The sequence below is a fragment of the Streptomyces sp. NPDC026672 genome, from assembly GCF_040638185.1.
In the GTDB taxonomy this organism is placed as follows: domain Bacteria; phylum Actinomycetota; class Actinomycetes; order Streptomycetales; family Streptomycetaceae; genus Streptomyces.
This window is the reverse complement of sequence record NZ_JBEZXS010000068.1, coordinates 1-18,933: the sequence shown is the minus strand read 5'-3', so window position 1 is coordinate 18,933 and position 18,933 is coordinate 1. Positions and strand designations below refer to the sequence as shown.

Below are 18,933 nucleotides of genomic sequence, written 5' to 3'. Positions count from 1 at the left end.
CTCCCCGGTTCCTACGCGGCGGTCGGCTCGGACACCGCGAGGTGCCCCGTGAAGAACGGCACGAGTTCGGCGACGGCCTCGGGAACCCTGCGGTCGTAGAGGTCGACGTGGGTCGCGCCCTCGATCCGGTGCAGCCGCTTCGGCTCGCGCGCCTTCTCCAGGGCCCGCTCCGACATCCAGGCCGTGACGGCCTCGGTGCCCACGATCATGAGGAGCGGCCGCGGTGCGATCAGGTCGATGAGGTGGAACGCGTCGAAGCCGACGGTCCTGTCGACGCTGGTGAGGGTGAACTCCTTGGCCGAGCGAGGGTGTTGGCCGCGGTCGGTGCAGTAGTACTCCCAGCCGTCGAAGACGTGCCGGCCGCCGGCGCGGGCCTCTTCCTCGGTCGCGGGGAAGATCGGCACCATCCGCGGGGGTGCACCGGCCGCCTCCGCCGTACGCGCGGCCGCCGCCGCGTCGAGCGCCCCCTGGATGACGGCGGGGTCCTGGGTGCCGTCGGCTCCGACCAGGTGCGCCAGGCCCACGTCGACCGCGCTGACGGTCGCGACGGCCTTGATGCGGTGGTCGCTGACGGCGGTCGGGACGACGTAGCCACCGGAGGCGCAGACGCCGAGGGCTCCGATCCGGTCGGGGTCGACCTCGGGGCGGGTGGTGAGGAAGGAGACCGCGCACTTGAAGTCCTCGACGCGCTGGGCCGGGTCCTCGATGCCGCGCGGGGTGCCGCCGCTCTCGCCCTGGTGGGCGGCGTCGAAGGTCAGCGCGACGAAGCCGGCGTCGGCGAGGTGCTGGGCGTAGACGCCGGCGGCCTGTTCCTTGACGCCGCTGGCGGGGTGGCTGACGACCACGCCGGGGAGCGGGGCGGAGGTGGCGCCGTCGGGGGTGTACAGATGGCCGGCGATGGTGATTCCGGCGCTGGTGAAGGTCACATCGGTTCGCATGGCTCCAGCGTGCGTGCCGTCGCGGCGGGGTGGCAGGGGCCGGTTCGTGCCTGGTCGGGCGCCTGCCCGGGAAGGTTTCCTCCCCTGCTGTCGCGGCCGGGCCGGACGCAGGATGGACGGTGCAACCGCCCGACGCGTTCCGAGGAGAACGGCCATGGCCCCGAGCACCCGCCCCGATCCGCGGTCCCACGGGGACCGGTCGGACGGGGCCGCGATGAGCGCCGTACGCACCAGGCCATGGACGGTGGAGGAGCTCGCCGCCCTCGACACCGCCTTCTCCCTGGTCCTCGCCGCGCGGACCGACGACGGGCCACCGCGGGGCAGTGTGGAGATCGGGGTGGTCGTCACCCCGGACGGTGTTTTCGTCCGGGCCCATCGCGGGCCGGTGTCCGGCTGGTTCCGGGCCACCCTGGCACGCGGGCTCGGCACGGTCCGGTTCGGCGGTCGCACGGTCGGCGTCCGCTTCGACCGGGCCTCGCCGTCCGACGAGCCCGGCGTCCACGACGCCATCGACGAGGCCTACGCCCGCAAGTACGGCTCGCTGTCGGGCGGAATCGCCTCGGAGCGGGCGCGGGCGGCGACCGTACGGCTCACGCCCGCGGCGGGGTGACCGCACTCGTCGTCGGTGGTCGACTCCTCGCCGATCTCCATGAGCGGTGCGCCGGTGACGGCCGACGCACCCGAAGAGCACGGGACGCGGTGTTCCGGGGGTTGATGACCTGGGGGATCTTCGTGACGCCCGGCCGGCTCCGAACGGATCTTCGCCTGTTCCGCCCCACGGGGTGCCGTCCGGCGCAAACAGCACCTTCCGCCACATGTCCGAAAACTCCTTGCCCGGCCCCTCGGAGGCTTGCGCATTCCGTCGATCAGCGGAGAACCTGTGGCTGACCAGGGCGATGCACAATCCGGCGGGGGGATTGCGGAATGCTTGCGTCCAAGGACATTCATGCCTGCGACTTGAACATTCCGTACAGGACTCGCTATCGCAAGATGATCGGGTTCCTCCGCCAAAGATACGCAGATCACAGCCCGGAGGACTCGGGTGATGAGCGCTTCTTCCGCGTCGAGGTCACACTGAGCGCCGGACAGGAAGTCCGCCTCTATTTCCTGAAGAGGGATCTGTACCTCGAGGGATGGTCGGTTCTGCACAACGGCGTCGAATACTACCTCGCCGTCGACAAGACCATTCTTCCTCAGGGGCTCGACGACGCCGGTCCGGACGTACATATTTCGATCGGCTACACGGAAGACGCCACGAAGGCCAAATTGAGCGCCGAAACACTGGTGACAGATCTGGGGTCCCTCCACTCGTATCTGACCAAACTGCTGCTCCCGGGGAACAACAACCGAACCCCGCCGTGGGACACCACCCAAAGGGCATTCCACAGGGTCGTCCGAATGACCGCGGAGATGGCCAGATTCGGCGGGTTCTGCAAGATTTTCACCATCACCTGGCCGGGTGAATGGAAACAGTCCACCGTGATCGGTCGGGGAGACGAAAGCACCGAGCCGTCGTTCAACTGGGCGGTCAACAAATGGGACGACCTGTCACGGAGATTCCGCCGGGAGGATGTCGTCCCGAAATTCATGGGACGTGATGTGACCCTGGCGGAAGCCGAAGAGATCATGAAAGACGGTGCCCTTTACCGCCGCTAGCCGGACATCACCGGTACCGCGACCCGACAGAGGGAGTCCCATGGATCTCGACGCGCTGAAGGCACATCTCGCCGGCCTGGGCGACCCGCCGGCCCTGCGCACCACGGACACCGCGCTCCCCACGCCGCTGACGGACATGCTGGCCACGTTCCCGAACGGCACCTGTCAGGGGACGGCGGGCTCGGGCCCGGCGGAGATCGACGGCGGGCACACCACGCTGACGCTCGCCCTCGCCTGTTCGTCCACCGCCTGGCCGGTCGGCGGTCGTGTCACCCTCGCGGTGACCGGCGTGACCGTCACCGTGACGGCGGACGGCACCGTCGGCCTGATCCTGAGCGGCGCCCTCGACGCCGTCGACGTGGTGGCCACCGTGACCGAGGGCGAGGACGGACGCCTCACCGCCGAGGTACGCCCGCGGAAGCCCGGGGCGTTCACCGGTGAACTGGACAGGCTGGGCGGACTCCTCGGCGACGCCTCCGTGTGGCAGAACGCGCGGGAGGGGCTGCGCGCCTTCGACTTCGCGGCCCGCGACGTCGCCGGATTCGACTACCGGCTGTCCCGCAAGGACGGGGCCGGACCGGCCGCCTACGAGGTGACGTCCATGGCGGTCGTCGCCGCGCTCGACCTCAAGGGACTCGCGCTGGACATCGCGTTGTGGCTGCCCGACCTGACCGTCGAGGGCACACCGCACGACCGGAAGCCGATCGCCGTCCGCTCGCTGCTCGGCTCGTTCGGCGTAACGGTGGACGAGATACCCGAGTCGCTGACCATCGGTGAACTGCGCGTCGACGCCCTGCTCGGCGACGGGTACTTCGTCACCGTGACGGTCGAGGACGACTGGGACATGGGTCCGTTCACCCTGACGGCGGTGTCCCTGTCCCTGTACTACGACCCGGTCTCGAAGTTCGTGGCCATGGCCTCGGGCACCGTCTCCCTCGGCCATTCCATGGACATCAAGGTCTCCGCCGCCCGGAACGGCGGAGCCACCGGCGGCTGGACCTTCAGCGGCGGGATCGCCGCCGGGGAGATCGGCATCGATGACGTCATCGCCGCCCTGCGCCTCCCCGACGTCCCCGAGCCGCTGAAGTCCCTGGAACTCACCAGCCTCTGGCTCTCGTACACCACCGGCACCAAGGTCGTGGACTTCCTCTGCCAGGGGCGGATGACGATCGCCGAAGGCATCACCGCCTCACTCGGTCTGACCGTCACCCGCAACGACACCTCGACCCGCTACGGCGGACAACTGGCCGTCGACGACTTCACCTTCGACATCACCCTCGACGAGGAGAAGACCGGCACCGACCTCCTCGTGGCCACCTACCACTCCCCCGAGGGCGCGGACACCAAGGTCGGTCTGCGCGACTGGGTCGCCCACTTCTCCGCCGACCTCGCCGCCGACGTCCCCGAGAGCCTGCGCATCGAGCTGAAGGACGCGAAGTTCGTCCGGGTCAAGCCGCAGAACGGCCCCGCGCGGTTCTGTGTCGGCATCGATCTGTCCGCCGGGATCGACCTCGCGGAACTTCCCCTGGTCGGAGGGTTCCTCGCCGAGATCGGCGGCAATCTCGCCGTCGACGGCCTCCAGGTCCTGTACTCCTCCGGGGTGATCGACGCCGCCGACGTCGGCAGGGTCAACGCCCTGCTCGCCAAGGCACAGGTCGTAGAGTTACCGGCGGGCGGCCTGAAGGCGGGTCCCGCCGCGCTCGCCGATCTGCGGATCGGGAAGGAGCGCACGCCCGTCGCCCTCGGTCTGCCCGCGACCACCGCCACGAACGACGGCGCCCCCAGCACCCCCAGCACGCCCGCGCGGGCCGACACCCCCACCGGCAGCGCCCCGTCCCGTTCCTCCGCCGGCGTCTGGATCACCGTCCAGAAGACGATAGGTGTCGTCCAGATCAACCGCGTCGGGGTGATCTACCAGCACAACACGCTGCTCTTCGGCCTGGACGCCGGGATTCGGCTCGGGCCCCTCGCCATGTCGCTCGACGGGCTGGCCGTCGGGTCGTCGCTGGAGAAGTTCGCGCCCGCGTTCCGGCTCGACGGTGTCGGCATCGGCTACGCCGCGCCGCCGATCGAGATCGAGGGCGCGCTGCTGCACCTTCCCGACGACCAGCTGGACGAGGGCGTGGCGTTCCAGTACGACGGGACGGCCACCGTCGCCGTGCCGGACTTCTCGCTCGCCGCGGTCGGCTCGTACGCGCAGCTCACGGACGGGCAGCCGTCGTTGTTCGTGTTCGCTCAGGTCGAGGCGCCGATCGTGGCCGCGCCGCCGATCCTGATCACGGGGCTGATGGCGGGGTTCGGGTTCAACCGTGAGCTGACGCTGCCCACCCCGCGCGAGGTGTCCGGGTTCCCGCTGCTCGCCCTGAACAAGCAGGGGCCGGACGCCAATCTCAAGCCGTCCGGGATGCTGGAGGTGCTGGAGGGGCGGACGCCCGCCGTGCCCGGCGGTCCGGCGCGGAAGTGGATCGCGCCGCACCAGGGGGCGTACTGGCTGGCCCTGGGGATCGAGTTCAGCGTCGCCGAGGTGGTCAATTCCAAGGTGCTGCTGGCCGCCGAGTTCGGTGATGAACTCGCGCTGGCCGTGCTGGGCCTCGCGACGCTCCAGCTGCCGATGCCGGCCGAGTCCGCGACCCGTACGTATGTGTACGCGGAACTGGGGCTGGAGGCGGTGATCCGGCCCCTCACGGGGAGTTTCGAGCTGGCGGCGGAGCTGGCGCCGGTGTCGTACGTGCTGACTCCCGACTGTCATCTCACCGGAGGGTTCGCCGCGTCGGTGTGGTTCGGGTCGAACCCCGACGCGGGGCAGTTCGTGGTCACCCTCGGCGGCTACCACCCGTCGTTCCGGCGGCCCGCCGCCTACCCGGACGTGCCGCGGCTCGGGATCAAGTGGGCGGTGAGCAGCAATCTGACGATCACCGCGCAGGCGTATCTCGCGGTGACGCCGTCGTGCGCGATGGCCGGGGGGCGGCTGAGCATCGTCTTCCACGCGGGGGACTTCCGGGCCTGGTTCACGGCCCAGGCGGACGTGCTGCTGTCCTGGCGGCCGTTCTTCTTCACCGCCCGGATCTCGGTGAGCATCGGCGCCTCGTACACCCTCAACATCGGGATCGTCCACAAGACCCTCAGTGTGACCGTCGGGGCCGATCTGGAGTTGTGGGGGCCGCCGACCGGCGGCTCGGTCACCGCGCACTTCGTGGGCTTCTCCAAGACGATCAGTTTCGGTCCCGGCCCGTCCGGGGCGGACACCGAGGCGCTCGGCTGGGACGACTTCGCGAGTTTGCTGCCGAAACCGGCCGACGTCATCACCATCGGCCCGGTCAACGGCATCGACAAGACCGCCGAGGACACCGGCCACGACCCCGGCAACAGCGGCAAGCTGTGGTACGCCCGCGCCCGTGACCTGCGGTTCTTCACCCAGTCCGCAGTGCCGGCCAGCCATCTGCGGCTCGGCGACGATCCGTTGTCCTCCCCCACCGCGGACGACACCCCCGGCGTCGACATCCGCCCCATGAACCGCACCGGCCTCACCGGCGAGCACCGGCTCCGGCTGTACTTCGAGGACGCGGCCGCCCCGATGGACGGCTGGACCTCCACCGCCCGCACCCACAACCTCCCCGCGTCCCTGTGGGGCGCCCCGCCCTCCCCCTTCACCCACACCCCGGACGCGCCCGGCGCCGAGGTGCTGGCCGGCCTCCCGGTCGGCTACGACGTCCAGGCGCCCCGGCCCGAACTGGCCGGCTCGCGCGGGGTGTTCCCGCTCAGCGACTACAGCGCGGACGAGATCCCGCCCGGCCTCGCCCCGCTCACCTCGTCCCCCGTCGCCGACCGCGACTACGTCTCGGTGGCCGACGACTCGTGCGTGGCGCGGATCGGGCAGGCCGACCAGGGTCCGGCCCGCGCCGGACGCGATCAGGTGTGCGCGGCACTGGCCGACGCCGGTCTGTTCGAGGACCCGGGCGACGGACTGACCGCGCTGGCAGCGGGGGCCGCGCACTTCTACCGCCGGGCGCCGCTCGTGCAGAACCCCGGGTGAGGCCCGACGGGCCCATCACCGCAGGACCCCGGCCGAAGGCCGCCGACGCCGGACCCCGGCCCGACGGCCGGTGCCCGCACCCTTCTCCACGCCCAAGCACCAGCACCAGTACCCGCACCCGCACCCGCACCCGCACCCGCACCCAAGCAACGGAGCCGGACGTGAGCGCGAGCCCGCAGCACCCCGCCCGGGACACCATCCCGATCGGGGACATCGAACTGCACGACCACTACCTGCCCGCCCTGCCCGCCGGCGACTACCGGATCGAGGCCACGCACACCCTGCGCACCGGCCCCTCGGCGGGCGCCCAGGTGGTCGGTGGTACGTTCCGGGCCGTGCAGCGGTTCACCGTGCGCGCACCTCAGGTCGCCGTGGACACGACCACCGTGGTGGCCCGGCAGCCGCCGGACTCCTCCGAGGGACGGTTCGCCGAGGTGCTGCCGCATCTGGTGCTCGGCGATCCGATGCTGCCGTGGGAGCGTGAGCTGCGCGGGGCGGACCGGGGCGCTCCCTGGCTGGCGCTGCTGGTGCTCACCGACGACCAGCTGATCGGCGGGACGACGGCCCCGACCCGGACCGAGTCGACGACCGTGGGCGCCTTCCTCGCCGACGACCCGGACGTGCTCAAGCCCGCGCTGCCGCTGGAGTCCGACATCGGGCAGGACGATCCGTGCGAGGTCATCCGGATTCCGGCCGCCGTGTTCCCCGAGGTGACGCCCCGGCTGGCGGATCTGCCGTACCTCGCGCACTGCCGGGGTGCCAACACCGGGGACCGGCCCGTCCTGGGCGTCCAGGAGGACGGGCTGTTCGCGGTGCTCGTCGCGCACCGCTTCCCGGCCGCCGCGCCGCCCGGCTCGCCCCCGGAGGAGCGCACCAAGAACGTCGTCCACCTGGTCTCCCTGGAGGGCCACGAGCGGCTCCTCGGGTCCGACGCCCCGGACTTCCAGGGCCGTACGTCGGTGGCGCTGCTGTCCCTGTGCAGCTGGTCGTTCTGGGCGCACCCGGACGGCGGCGGGCACTTCCGGGCGCTGGCCGAAGGACTCGCCCGCACTCCGGACGGCTCACGTCCGGCGACCCGCGAGGAGATGTGGCTGCGGCTGCCCTCCCCGTACCGGGACGGTGACGGCACCCCGGCAGCCAGGCGGCAGGTGGCCCGGCGGATCAGCGACGGTTACGTACCGCTGCCGTACCGCACCCGGTCGGGCGAGCGGACCTTCGGCTGGTACCGGGGGCCGCTCACCCCCGTACTGCCCGCGGCCGTGGACCGGGTGGCGACCGCCACCACCGCGGACGCCCTGCTCGCCTACGAGCCCGCCTGGGGCAGTTTCGACGTGTCGCTGGCCACCGCGTTCGAGACGGGCCGGTCTCTGGCGCTGGCCGACGCGGCGTACGTCCAGCACCTGATCGCCTTCAAGCGGGCCACGCACGATCTCGTCGACACCCTCTACCACCAGGAGACCAGCACCCATCTGCCCGCCGGGGCCGGGGACCGGTCCGGCCCGCCCCGGTCCGCGCGGGCCGCGTTCGGGGCGCTGCTCGACGGGCCGCTGCTCAGCACCCTGGGGGCGACGCCCGCCCGGCCCCGCGACCCCTGGTCACCGCCCGCGCCCGAGCCCGCGCCGGGTGATCCGAGCGCGGAACTGGACGCCTTCCTGCGCTCCGACGCGGCCCGTACGGCGGTCACGCGGGCGCTGGACGGGGACGCCGGGCTCAGGGAACGCCTCACGCCGGTCGTGGACTGGCTGGCCCGGCTGCTGCTGCTCGTACCGGTGCCGTTCACCCGGCTGGTGCCGGACGCGCGGATGCTGCCGCCGGAGTCGCTGCGCTTCTTCCACACCGACCCGAACTGGCGGGACGCGCTGATCGGCGGGGCGCTGGGGATCGGCGCCCAGTCGAGCCGGGACACCCTCCAGGACGAGATCGTGGCCGCGGTGGTGCGGGCGGAGGTGGCGGGGGCGGCGGCCCGGCACCGGGACACACTGCGTGACGCCGGGCCCGGTGATCCCAGCGGTCCCAGCGGCTCCAGCGGTCCCGATGACCCCGGTGGCCCCCTCGGCACCGTCTCCGGTCTGCTGCTGCGCTCCTCCCTCGTCTCCGGCTGGCCCCACCTCGCCGTCCGGGCGGTGGACACGGCGGGCGCGCCGCTGCCGGTGCTGCGGATGGAGCACCTCTCGTCGTCCGTGCTGCTGTGCCTGTTCAACGGGGTGCCCGCGACCGTCGAACTCGCCGAACCCCAGGAGGGGTTCCGCTTCGGGGTCGAGGACGACGGACGGATCCCGCTGCGCAGTCTGCTGCCGGACGCCGGGCCCCGGCTGCCGCTGGGCGAGCAGCTGGGCACGGACGTCACCTTCGACGTCCTGCGTCATCTGCGGCCGTCCGCCGACCCGAACGTCCGCGCCCTGGACGTCGCTTCGCTGGTCACCGAGCTGACGGGTGCCCTGGACCGTGCGCACGGCACCTCCGTGGGCACGGTCGGCCCGGCCGATCTCGCCCTGCAACTGGTCAAGGTGCCCGAGGCGATCCGATTCGACGGTCCGGACGGGGACCGGTTCCCGGCGAACGGAGGAGCACCCGCATGAGCACCCGCCCCGCCCTCGTCGTACCGATCGGACTCGACGCGCTCGTGGTGACTCCGCCGGTGCTGCGCCGGGACGGATTCCGTACCTGGCGCCAGAACTACCTGGCCCTGCGCGACTACATCAGCCCCGAGCCGGACGAAGGGGACCGCCAGAGCGACGACCCCCTGTTCCGGCACACCGGGGTGCATCTGCACTGGACGCTGCCGCGCGGACTGCGCCACGGTGTGGAGGACCCGGCCACCGGCGAGGTCGCCTACCCGCTGCTGCCCAACCGCTGGCTGGTCACCCGGTTCAGCGGCGGCGCCCGGCGCCGGGTCAGGGCCTGGGTGATCGAGAGCGACTGCCCGCACACCCCGTACGCCGCCCAGCGGGGTCATGCCCTCGAAGAGTCCAGTTCCCATCTCGTCGGCGCCGAGACCCTGGACGCCTGGCGGGCCAGCGCCGACCCCTACCGCAGCGCCCGGACGTCCAAGTCGGTCCAGGTCTCGATCGGTCTTGCCTTCCCGCACACCGACGACGCCCCGTGGTCGGAACGGGCCGGGCGGGACCCGCTGTTCCTCACCGCGATGAGCGCGGGCGACCCGTACTTCACCACCTACACCCCGCACAACACCAATGTGTTCTCCTTCCTCGACGACCTCTCCGACGTCCCCGGGGCGGACACCCTCGGGTACCAGGTCGTCGGCTGGTACTCCGATCCGGGCGCCGACGTCCTCGCCACGCTCCCGCCGGACACCTCGTACGCCGCTCTCCTCGCGCGGCTCGGCTGGCAGGACCCCCGGCTCACCGGCAACCCCGTACTGGACGGCGATGTCACCCCGGCCGTGCACAGCCTCCACCAGGGCCTGGCGCTGGCCGTCGCGTGGGACCCGGCGGCGTCCGACCCGCCCGCCCCCGACCCGCTGCACACCGTGAAGGACAGCGGGGCGCTGAACGTCTCCCTCGGCAGTACGACCGAGGACGCGTTCACCGCGCTCGCCGGTCACGCCCTGAAGGCCACCGGCGCCCACCCCGCCGCCGAGGACATCCAGTTGCTGCGGGCGTTCCTGCACGACCTGCTGGCCGTCGCCGACGAGAAGGGCGGCGACGAACGGGTCCGGCGCGGGATCCACGCGGCGTCGTTCGGCGCCTCGTCGGGGGGATACCGGTGGACGGTGACCCCACCGCCGGCCGATCAGGCGCCGGACGGCCCGCCTCCGCCGCCGTTCGTCCCGCCCGCCTGGCTGTCCGCCCTCAACGACGACCAGAACCAGTTGGACGACCTCCTCGGTGAGGTGTACGAGCTCCAGTGGCGGCTGAACTCCCTGTGGCTGAAGCAGGGTCTCCTCGGCATCCTGGACCCGCCGCCCGTGGGAGCGCCGGACCAGGAGGACCTCCAGGCCGAACTGGACCCCACCCGCACGGGCTCCCTCGCGCACACCCTGCGGGAGCGGACCGTTCGGGCGCGGACGCTGGCGGCGCGGGTGCCCCAGCCGGACACCACGGCCCGGCACCCCCACGCCCAGGCCGCGCTGGCCGCCGGGATCAGCGCCTTCGCCGCGGCCAAGGGGCTGCCCGAGGGCGCCACGCTCAAGGCGGTGCCCCGGCCCGCCTACTGGCACGCCGTCAATCCCGTGGTGAGCGTGTCGGGGATCATGCCCCCCTCCGACGCCGTCGTCACCGACCGGCCCGTTCCCACCCGGCCGCTCGCCGACGGCAGCCCGGCCACGCTGGTCAGCGCCCTCACAGTCCGGGGCCGGACCCTCACCGCGGCACCCGGTCGGGGGCCGATGCCGGCGTTTCCGGGCCTCGCCGGGCTTCCCTCCGAGGCGGCCGGGCTGCTCACGGAGTACTTCCTGCTGGACCCCGGCAACGCCGCCGCCCTCGCCGGGAGCGACGGCGGGGTGTCCACGGACGAGGTCGCCGCCGTCCTCGCCGCGCACCGCCCCGACGACTGCACCGGCACCCTGCCCGCGCTGGGCGTGGACCCCTGGAGCCAGCCCTGGGAGCCGCTGTTCATGGAGTGGCGGACCTCCTACAGCCACATCCCGCACACCGTCGACGGGCAGAGCTGCTGGGCGTTCGACGGCACCGACTACCGCTACGTCCCCGGCTCGACGCCCGCCCCGAAGCAGATCGCCGTGACGGGTGTCTCCGCCCTCGCCCCGCATCCGCGCACCCTGTTCGCCGCCCGGCTGAAGGAGTTCGTCACCCGTCACGGCTCCGACGTCCAGCGCGACCGGCTCGACGCCTGGCTGGGCGCGATCGGCGACTGGGGGATCCTCGCCCAGGAACTGACCGGCTTCAACGACCGGATCGCGGCCCGGGACACCCGCGCCTTCCGGCGCCCCACCGCCCAGGACCGGCACTTCTCCGAGGTCGCGGGCCTCGCCGGCTTCCCCGACGCCGCGACGGAGGACGGACTGCCGGCCCGGTACCGGGGCCGGGTCACCAGCGTCCCGTATCTCCCCGGCGGGGAGAGCGCGCAGTTCCATTCGACCCGGCAGGGCCAGATCCACCTGGCGGACCTCTTCCTCTACGACAAGTTCGGCCGGGTCCTCGATGTGGTGAGCCCCGACCTCAAGCAGGGCGGACTGCACGACTACCGCAACTTCCCGCTGGTCGTCGACACCGCCCTGACCACCGATTCCTCCCTCACCCCGACCGTCGCCGCCGTCGCCCAACTGCCCCCGCGCCCGCTCCAGCCCGCCCGGCTCGACTTCGACCTCCTCGACGCCGCCACCGGCACCCGGACGGTGGAGACCGCCGCCGACCCCAGCCCCGTCACCGGCTGGCTGCTGCCCAACCACCTCGACGGCAGTCTGCTGCTGTACGACCCCGAGGGCCGGTTCCTGGGCGGCTACCGCACCCTCACCGACGGCACCGGCGCCCGCAGGGGCCAGTGGGAACCGCCGCCCGACGGCACCCTCACCACCCTCGACGAAGTGGCGGCGCTCGCCCCGGAGATCGCCGGTCTGCTGCGCTCGCGGCGGCTGGGCGGCGAGGCCGACCTCAGCGCGTTCCTCGACGTCATCGACTCCACGCTGTGGACCACCGACCCGCTGGGCCGCCGTACCGACCGGACGCTGTCCGCGCTCGTCGGACGGCCGCTGGCGCTGGTCCAGGCCCGGCTGCGGCTGACCCTGGACGGCCCGCCGCTGCGCGCCACCGGCTGGCAGGCCAGTCTCGCCCCGCCCGCACCCGCCTTCACCGCCGACCGGTTCGCCGTCCGCCTCGGTGACCAGCCCGCCCGCGACGACGGTCTGATCGGCTTCTACCGGGCCGCGCCCGGCGGGGGGTACGACTTCGAACGCTTCGACAGCGTCACGGCCCCCGACGACGGCCAGGACCTCGTCGTCCGGATCGGCCCGCCCGGCACCCCCGAGCCGCCCTCGTCGGCCAACTACCTCCAGCTGACCTTCGGCGACAGCGCGCCCACCCGGCTGCTGCTGCTGATCGACCCGCGCGCGAGCGTCCACGCCGTCACCGGCATCACCCCCACGGCCTCCGTCGCCGTCGCGCAGCAGCACGTCGACGGCGCGCTGCGCCGGCTCCAGGCCCTGTTCCGCTTCGGGCCGGTCATGGGCGGCAGCGGCGAGGACGGCGCCGTCGCCTTCCCGCGGCCCAGCACCCGGCACGGCACCTGGTCCTGGCTGCGCCCGACCCCGCCGCCGGGCGGCCCCTGGACGCCGTACGACCTGACCGCGGCACCGGCGGACGCACGGTTCCCGTCCCGTCCGCCCACGCTCGAAGAAGGACTGCTCCGGCTGTTCCCCGAGCCCGACGAGTAAGGGCGCGCACAGCAGCACACGGGCGCCACCGCACCGCCCGTTCCACCGTTCCCGGTCCCATGCCGCAGACACCTACGCATCAGGAGGTCCCGCATGTCCGATCAGCCTCTGCTCACCTACCGTGTCGCCACAAGTCCGGCACCGCTCCAGGCGGGTACCGCGGGGACCAACTCCCAGGGCCGCATCACGATCACCGTCACCGCGGGCGAGGAGGACACGTACTGCGACTGGATCCAGATAGCCGTGCCGGGCGACGCCAGGAGCGGGGGCGCGTACTTCACCGACGACCCGAAGCCGGTCTTCTCCTCGGACGGCAACTGGAGCGCGGGGTCCCTTGTCCAGGTGACCGCCGAGCACCTGGGGCTGGCCGGTGACGCCCTGTACTACCGGGCGATCTTCCACTACCAGGGTGACGACAGCGAACCGTTCGACGGCACGCTGCACCTCGGGGTCAGCGGTGAACTGGTCGACAGCACCGGCACCCTCGACCTCCACCTCACCGAGCACTCCGACACCTCGTCGGACCCTGACGACTTCGTGTCGCACCGCCGGACCGTACCGCTGCCCGTCACGGAGCCCGTCTTCTACCTGAACGCCTTCCTGGCCCGCGACGACCACAGCGCCACCGCCCCGAAGACCAAGTTCTCCAGCTCCGACAGCCCGTACCTCTCGTGGGAGAGCAACGGCTCCCACTACCGCGTGTTCGACGGGGACGGCGGGATCGTCCACGAGGGCCCCAACACGTTCTTCACCCTCCCCCGCGGGTCCCTCGCCATGGACACCACCTTCACGCTGGAGGCGTCCATGTCCCCCGAGGACGCCGGCAGCGGCTTCGAGACGATCCACCAGTACGCCGTGCTCACCCTCACGGTGAAGAACCCGACGCTGGACGCGCTGACGGTCGAGGGCGAGATATCGGGCGAGTCCGGACTGGACATCAGCGGCAACGCGTCGGTGCGGAGCTCCCTCACCGTGAGCAACTCCCTCACGGTGAGCGGCTCGGCCGACGTCGGCAGCAGCCTGACGGCGCGGGGCAACACCTACGCGCAGAGCAGTCTCACCGTGAACGGCTCCCTGACCGCCAACAGCAATCTGTACTCCGGAGGCTCAGCCCAGATCAGCGGCGACCTCACGGTCGGTGGGACCCTCGACGCCAACGGCACCCTGAACGCCTACGGCCAGGTCAACGCCGTCAGCAGCGACCACATCGTCCGGATCCGCGAGCTGCGCGGCCCGTACGGCGATCAGCTCTCCATCAACAGCAACGTCGAGGTGATCTCGGGTTGTGACCTGAACGTGACGGGCGACAACAAGGCCAAGGGCTACAAGGTGTTCTCCAACAACGACACCGTCTCCCTGTGGAACAACCATTACTCGGGCTACTTCTACGCCACCATGTTCGTCAGCGACAGCCGCCGCCAGGTGGCGGTGTGGGACCCGGGCAACGACGTGAATTCGGCGCAGTGGCGGATCTCCTTCGACTGACGGGCGCGCAGGACGTACGAGGGCCGCACCCCCGGCGACCGGGGGTGCGGCCCTCACCTGCCGACGATGACGCTCACCGGCCGGGTGAAGCGCTCGGTCCGCGCAGCGGGAGCAGTCGGCCGGCGACGACGTGCTCGGGGACGAAGTGGACGCGGCGGCCGGTGCCGTCGTCGCCGGGGGCTCCCGGGCTGGTCCACTCGACGGTGGCGCGGCCGGACAGGTGCAGGGTGCGGCCGGTGGTGAAGTCGCTGAACAGCAGCGCGGCGGTGGGGTCGACGGCGAGGTTGCCCAGGGTGTTGAACATGTTGTTGCCCGCGTAGTCGGGCCACCGGAGCCCGCCGTCCTCGACGTGGACGAATCCCGCGGGCCCGCCCCGGTGCGAGGCGTCGCTGCCCCGGGTGGGGTGGGTCGTGCCGATCAGGAAGGTGTCGGAGTCGCGGATCAGCTCGACGTCCTCCGGGGCCAGGGCGGTGCCGTGGCGGACCGGCTCCGCGTCGGCGGCGGCCGGGGGCACGGGGGTCAGGTCGCGGCGGTGGATGAACTGGGGGCAGTTGCCGTACGCCTGCTCCACGTCGACGCGCAGGCCGTCGGTGCCGACGTCGGTCAGGGTGCCGTTGAGGCGCAGTCGGCGTCGGGCCGCGAAGTCGACGACGATCAGCCCGGCCTGCTGGTGGGCCGGCAGTCCGTGCAGCGGATCGCCCTCGGCGGGTGCCGTCCGTACGTCGAGGGTGGTCGGCGAGGTGACGTGCAGGAAGCCGGGAGGCCCGGCGAGCGGGGAGATCCACAGCCTCTCCGAGGCGTCACGGGCGGTGAGGGCGGCGAAGGTGCGCTCCGCGAGGAACCGGGCCACTCCCCCGCCCAGCCGGGCCGGGGCGAGCATGCCGGTCAGCCGGGCCGCGTCCCGCGTGACCCCGGCCCGGCGCTGCACGGCCAGCTCACCCTCGTGGAATCCGGCGGGGAGCTCGTACAGGGGCTCGGCCATCACTCCTCCTGACGTTTGGCGCCGTATCTAACCGTTAGAACAACCAGAAGAACAATGACACTCCCCCATCGTGATGTCAAACGGATAGAGCCGATACCAACCATTAGAAGTGCGGTAGCGTGGGGCGCATGGAGACGAGCGCACCGCTGTTGAACGAGCCGCTCCCCGTGGAGCTGATGAACACGATCCGGGCCGACCGGGACGGTGTGTACGACGCGCTGCGGGACCCCGACGGCATCCGCGGCTGGCTGCGCGCCGTCGCCCCGCGCATCGAGGTGCTGGACCCTGGCGATCTCGACGCGCTGAGCATCGCGGAACTGGCCGGGCTCGGCACCCGGCTGACCGGCCTGCGCGACGCCCTGCGCCGGCTGGCCGCCGAGGCCACCGGAGACCCGCGTACGGCAGGGGCGTCAGGCGTCCAGGACCTGGACGCGGCCGTCACCGCCCTGAACCGGGCGGCCGGTGACACACCCCACTGGTCGACCCTGTCCTGGAGCCCCGGCGCCACACCCGCACGCCGTCTCCGCTCCGGCGGGCCCGCCGCCTCCACCGCCGTGTCGGCCGTCGCCGAGGAGGCCGTCGTGCTCTTCGGCGGGGAGGACCGGCTGCGGCTGCGCGCCTGCCTGGCCCCGGGATGCGTCCTGTACTTCCTCAAGGACCACCCCCGCAGGGAATGGTGCTCGGCGGGCTGCGGCAACCGGGCCCGCTCGGCCCGCCACTACCGGCGCCACCGGAACCCGACGGCGTGACCTCCCGCCGGACCGTGCGCTAGCGGGTGGCTCCGAAGTGGGTCTCGTGGGTCCAGAGGTGGGCGCAGGACGGGCACTGGAGGTGGAGTCGGCTGCCGGTGTTGGACAGCAGGTAGCGCCAGTGCTCGGAGCAGGTGCGGCCCTGCTCGCAGGGGCCGCAGCCGCGCGAGTCGTCGCAGTTGGGGCAGGCCGTCCAGGCGCGGCGGCCGATGTCGGCCTGCGGGTCAAGCGGCAGCACTGCCGCCCCCTCGCGGCGGGAGCACACCGGCGGCCACCAACTCGTCGTACACGCGCTGCTGGTCCACGTCGAGACCGGAGTACAGCAGCTCGTACGCCGCCTCCTCGCCCTGGAGCGCCGCGACGGGGTCCCAGTCGGGGCCGAGGGCGGCCAGGACGTGGCTGCGCCGGAGCATCTCGTGCGCGTCGAGGTCGATGTCGAAGTCGGCCGTCGCGGAGGGGCGCTCGTCCGGTTCGTCCGGGTGGGTGGGGCCGTGCGGGGACATGTGCACGAACGTAGGCAGGCGCTCCTCGCCTCGACAAGGGCGGGTGGGAGATGTCACAGCGGGGGCCGGGCGCGTACGGCCGGGTCGCGGCCCGGCCCCCGGGCACGGGCGGGGTCGCCGCTCGCGGAGGTCAGTCCCAGACCGACTCGGACACGGGGCGCCACTTCTCGTCGGACGCGGCGAGGGCCTCGCCCGCGGCGCCGCCGTACCGGACCGCGTCGCGGCCGAGCAGGAGACGGACCGGGGCGTCCGCGCGTCCGGCCAGGTCCACGACGGTCCGGGCGACACGGGCCGGGTCCGCGGAGTTGGCCGCCGCGGCCTCGGGGTCGGCGTGGCGGATCGTCTCGACGAAGGCGCCGACGGTCGGCCCGTAGGGGTCGCTGATCGGCGGGATCGTCATGGAGGAGCCGGCCCAGTCGGTGCGCATGCCGCCCGGCTCCAGGACGGTGACCTTGATGCCGAGCGGGGCGACCTCCGCGGCGAGGACGCTGGAGAACCCGCCGACGGCCCACTTGGCGCTCTGGTAGGCCGAGAGGCCGGGGGTGCCGAGCCTGCCTCCGACGGAGGAGACCTGGAAGATGTGGCCGGAGCCCTGCGCCCGCAGGATCGGCAGCACGGCCCTGGTGACGTGGACGACGCCGTAGAAGTTGGTGTCGATCTGGGCGCGGAAGTCGTCGAGCGTGACGTCCTCGACGGCGGCCACGTCGCCGTATCCGGCGTTGTTGACGACGACGTCGTAACGCCCGAAGAGCTTCAGGCCCTCGTCCACGGCGCTGCGCACCTGCTCGGGGTCGGTGACGTCGAGGGCGACGGGGTGGACGCGGTCGCCGTGGCGGGCGACCAGGTCGTCGAGCTGGGCGGGCCTGCGGGCGGTGGCGACCACCCGGTCGCCCGCCTCCAGAGCCGCGGCGACGATGGCGTGCCCCAGACCTCGGGAGCTTCCGGTGACGAACCAGACCTTGGACATGAGTGTGCTCGATTCCTGTGAGCGGGGAGTGGGGCCGGCGTCGGCGGCGTGCGGGTGTTCTGCCCGTACGTCCGCGGTCGCACTTTTCAGACCGCCGGTCCTTTGTGATGCCGTCAACGTAAGACACCACCGGTCTGATGTCAAAAGACCGGGAGTCTGTAATATGGCGGCATGGCCACTTTCCAACGCGCGCGCAGTGCGGAACAGCGCGAGATCCGGCGGCGGATGATCCTCGACACCACCGCAGCCATGCTCGACGAGATGCCGGTCGGCGAGATCAGCCTCAATGAGCTCAGCCGCCGCGTCGGACTGGCCAAGTCCAATGTGCTGCGCTATTTCGAGTCCCGCGAGGCGATCCTGCTGGAGCTGCTGGACCGGGCCTGGAAGGAGTGGACGGCCGATCTGCCCGCGCGTCTGGCCGCCGGCGTCGACGCGTCGGCGGACGCGGCCGAGCGCGGTGAGCAGCTGGCTGCCGTCGTCACCGCCTCCCTCGCGGAGCGCCGGGTGCTGTGCGACCTGTTCAGCGCGCAGGCCGGGGTCCTGGAGCACAACGTCTCCCCCGAGGTCGCCGCCCGCTACAAGAGGACCGCGATCGCCAACACCGCCGAACTGGCCGACCACATCCGGGGCCGGATCCCGGAGACGGGGGAAGCCGCCGTACGGCTGGCCGGTTCGACGATCATGGTGATCGGTGCCGTCTGGACCCATGCGCGCCCGTCCCGGGCGATGCTCGCCGCCTATGCCGCGGACCCGTCCCTCGCGGCGCTGCGGCTGGACTTCCCGGCGGCCCTGCGCGAGATGCTGGCCACGCTCACCGCGGGCACGCTGGCGCGCACGGCGTCCTGACCTCCGTACCGGAGGGCCGACCGCTCGCGCGCCGCGGGATTCACCGTTCGCGCAGCACCAGACAGACGAAACCCAGCGTGTCCCGGTAGCCGCGCAGCCACCCCGTGCGGTGCTCGGCGGCGGTCCTCAGCGCCCGGTCGCTGTCCGGGTCGTCGGGGTGGTCCAGGGCCCAGGAGGCCAGTGATCCCGTCCAGGCCCACTCGTAGTCGTCGAGTTCCCGGCGGGTGCTGATGTGTCCCTGGACGGGCGTCCACCCGTCCGCGACGACCCGGTCCAGGGTGGTCGGCAGATCGGCGAGGTCCCCCAGGAGCTCGACGGCCTCGGGAGAGGGCTAGGGCGTGTTTCGAAAGTCCCGCCTGGCCCGCGACGCCTGGCACGCACACTCGCCGCGTTGTCGGAACGCCCAAGTACATCCAGTACGAGGG

Annotated in this window: 13 protein-coding genes and 1 pseudogene; 8 read left to right on the top strand and 6 right to left on the bottom strand. The window is 72.4% G+C overall.

Annotated elements, in window-relative coordinates; translation table 11 throughout:
- Nucleotides 1-11: 11 nt before the first annotated feature.
- On the bottom strand, nt 12-938 hold the full coding sequence (locus AB0F77_RS40705) for an alpha/beta hydrolase (protein WP_361959037.1): 927 nt from the start codon (nt 936-938) through the stop codon (nt 12-14).
- Between the two features lie 154 nt (nt 939-1,092).
- On the opposite strand from AB0F77_RS40705, the gene AB0F77_RS40700 reads away from it, so the two are divergent.
- The 6 genes from AB0F77_RS40700 (at nt 1,093) to AB0F77_RS40675 (ending at nt 14,461) form a co-directional block, all read left to right on the top strand.
- Entirely contained in the window at nt 1,093-1,548 is a 456-nt protein-coding gene (locus tag AB0F77_RS40700; RefSeq protein WP_361959034.1) for a DUF2255 family protein, read from the top strand.
- Nucleotides 1,549-1,862: 314 nt separating this feature from the next.
- Nucleotides 1,863-2,594 carry a ribosome-inactivating family protein gene (locus tag AB0F77_RS40695; RefSeq protein ID WP_361959031.1) on the top strand — a complete coding sequence of 244 codons (732 nt, stop codon included), beginning with the start codon at nt 1,863-1,865 and terminating at the stop codon, nt 2,592-2,594.
- A 40-nt stretch (nt 2,595-2,634) separates the two neighbouring features.
- The gene (locus tag AB0F77_RS40690; RefSeq protein ID WP_361959028.1) at nt 2,635-6,627 is read left to right on the top strand and encodes a DUF6603 domain-containing protein; all 3,993 of its coding nucleotides are present in this window, start codon (nt 2,635-2,637) and stop codon (nt 6,625-6,627) included.
- 161 nt (nt 6,628-6,788) lie between these two features.
- Nucleotides 6,789-9,206, top strand: a complete 2,418-nt coding sequence (locus AB0F77_RS40685) for a hypothetical protein (RefSeq protein ID WP_361959025.1) — start codon at nt 6,789-6,791, stop codon at nt 9,204-9,206.
- Nucleotides 9,203-12,976 (top strand): hypothetical protein, encoded by a 3,774-nt coding sequence (locus AB0F77_RS40680; RefSeq protein ID WP_361959022.1) that lies wholly within the window; start codon nt 9,203-9,205, stop codon nt 12,974-12,976. Before AB0F77_RS40685 ends, AB0F77_RS40680 begins: the two co-directional genes overlap by 4 nt.
- Nucleotides 12,977-13,069: 93 nt before the next feature.
- Nucleotides 13,070-14,461 (top strand): polymer-forming cytoskeletal protein, encoded by a 1,392-nt coding sequence (locus AB0F77_RS40675; protein ID WP_361959019.1) that lies wholly within the window; start codon nt 13,070-13,072, stop codon nt 14,459-14,461.
- Nucleotides 14,462-14,534: 73 nt separating this feature from the next.
- On the opposite strand, the gene AB0F77_RS40670 is transcribed toward AB0F77_RS40675, so the two are convergent.
- Entirely contained in the window at nt 14,535-15,443 is a 909-nt protein-coding gene (locus AB0F77_RS40670; RefSeq protein ID WP_361959016.1) for a pyridoxamine 5'-phosphate oxidase family protein, read from the bottom strand.
- Nucleotides 15,444-15,571: 128 nt separating this feature from the next.
- Here AB0F77_RS40670 and AB0F77_RS40665 point away from each other — a divergent pair, with 128 nt between their 5' ends.
- Nucleotides 15,572-16,192, top strand: a complete 621-nt coding sequence (locus AB0F77_RS40665; RefSeq protein WP_361959013.1) for an ABATE domain-containing protein — start codon at nt 15,572-15,574, stop codon at nt 16,190-16,192.
- Nucleotides 16,193-16,211: 19 nt separating this feature from the next.
- Here AB0F77_RS40665 and AB0F77_RS40660 read toward each other — a convergent pair whose 3' ends face one another.
- The 3 genes from AB0F77_RS40660 to AB0F77_RS40650 form a co-directional block, all read right to left on the bottom strand.
- Nucleotides 16,212-16,430 carry a hypothetical protein gene (locus tag AB0F77_RS40660; RefSeq protein ID WP_361959010.1) on the bottom strand — a complete coding sequence of 73 codons (219 nt, stop codon included), beginning with the start codon at nt 16,428-16,430 and terminating at the stop codon, nt 16,212-16,214.
- A complete protein-coding gene (locus tag AB0F77_RS40655; protein WP_361959007.1) occupies nt 16,417-16,695 on the bottom strand; it encodes a DUF6400 family protein in 279 nt (92 codons plus the stop codon). Before AB0F77_RS40655 ends, AB0F77_RS40660 begins: the two co-directional genes overlap by 14 nt.
- Nucleotides 16,696-16,825: 130 nt before the next feature.
- The gene (locus AB0F77_RS40650; protein WP_361959004.1) at nt 16,826-17,662 is read right to left on the bottom strand and encodes an SDR family NAD(P)-dependent oxidoreductase; all 837 of its coding nucleotides are present in this window, start codon (nt 17,660-17,662) and stop codon (nt 16,826-16,828) included.
- Nucleotides 17,663-17,833: 171 nt separating this feature from the next.
- On the opposite strand from AB0F77_RS40650, the gene AB0F77_RS40645 reads away from it, so the two are divergent.
- Complete coding sequence (locus tag AB0F77_RS40645; protein ID WP_361959001.1) at nt 17,834-18,508, top strand: TetR family transcriptional regulator; 675 nt, start codon at nt 17,834-17,836, stop codon at nt 18,506-18,508.
- A 40-nt stretch (nt 18,509-18,548) separates the two neighbouring features.
- On the opposite strand, the pseudogene AB0F77_RS40640 reads toward AB0F77_RS40645, so the two are convergent.
- Nucleotides 18,549-18,839: pseudogene (locus AB0F77_RS40640) on the bottom strand (SAM-dependent methyltransferase); the annotation flags it as partial.
- Nucleotides 18,840-18,933: the final 94 nt, after the last annotated feature.

Bases quoted from the DNA above. Each gene is read 5' to 3' on its own strand.
- AB0F77_RS40695 (WP_361959031.1), top strand. From the start codon at position 1,863: ATGCTTGCGTCCAAGGACATTCATGCCTGCGACTTGAACATTCCGTAC.
- AB0F77_RS40645 (WP_361959001.1), top strand. From the start codon at position 17,834: ATGGCCACTTTCCAACGCGCGCGCAGTGCGGAACAGCGCGAGATCCGG.
- AB0F77_RS40705 (WP_361959037.1), bottom strand. From the start codon at position 938: ATGCGAACCGATGTGACCTTCACCAGCGCCGGAATCACCATCGCCGGC.
- AB0F77_RS40655 (WP_361959007.1), bottom strand. From the start codon at position 16,695: ATGTCCCCGCACGGCCCCACCCACCCGGACGAACCGGACGAGCGCCCC.
- AB0F77_RS40690 (WP_361959028.1), top strand. From the start codon at position 2,635: ATGGATCTCGACGCGCTGAAGGCACATCTCGCCGGCCTGGGCGACCCG.
- AB0F77_RS40650 (WP_361959004.1), bottom strand. From the start codon at position 17,662: ATGTCCAAGGTCTGGTTCGTCACCGGAAGCTCCCGAGGTCTGGGGCAC.
- AB0F77_RS40680 (WP_361959022.1), top strand. From the start codon at position 9,203: ATGAGCACCCGCCCCGCCCTCGTCGTACCGATCGGACTCGACGCGCTC.
- AB0F77_RS40675 (WP_361959019.1), top strand. From the start codon at position 13,070: ATGTCCGATCAGCCTCTGCTCACCTACCGTGTCGCCACAAGTCCGGCA.
- AB0F77_RS40670 (WP_361959016.1), bottom strand. From the start codon at position 15,443: ATGGCCGAGCCCCTGTACGAGCTCCCCGCCGGATTCCACGAGGGTGAG.
- AB0F77_RS40665 (WP_361959013.1), top strand. From the start codon at position 15,572: ATGGAGACGAGCGCACCGCTGTTGAACGAGCCGCTCCCCGTGGAGCTG.
- AB0F77_RS40700 (WP_361959034.1), top strand. From the start codon at position 1,093: ATGGCCCCGAGCACCCGCCCCGATCCGCGGTCCCACGGGGACCGGTCG.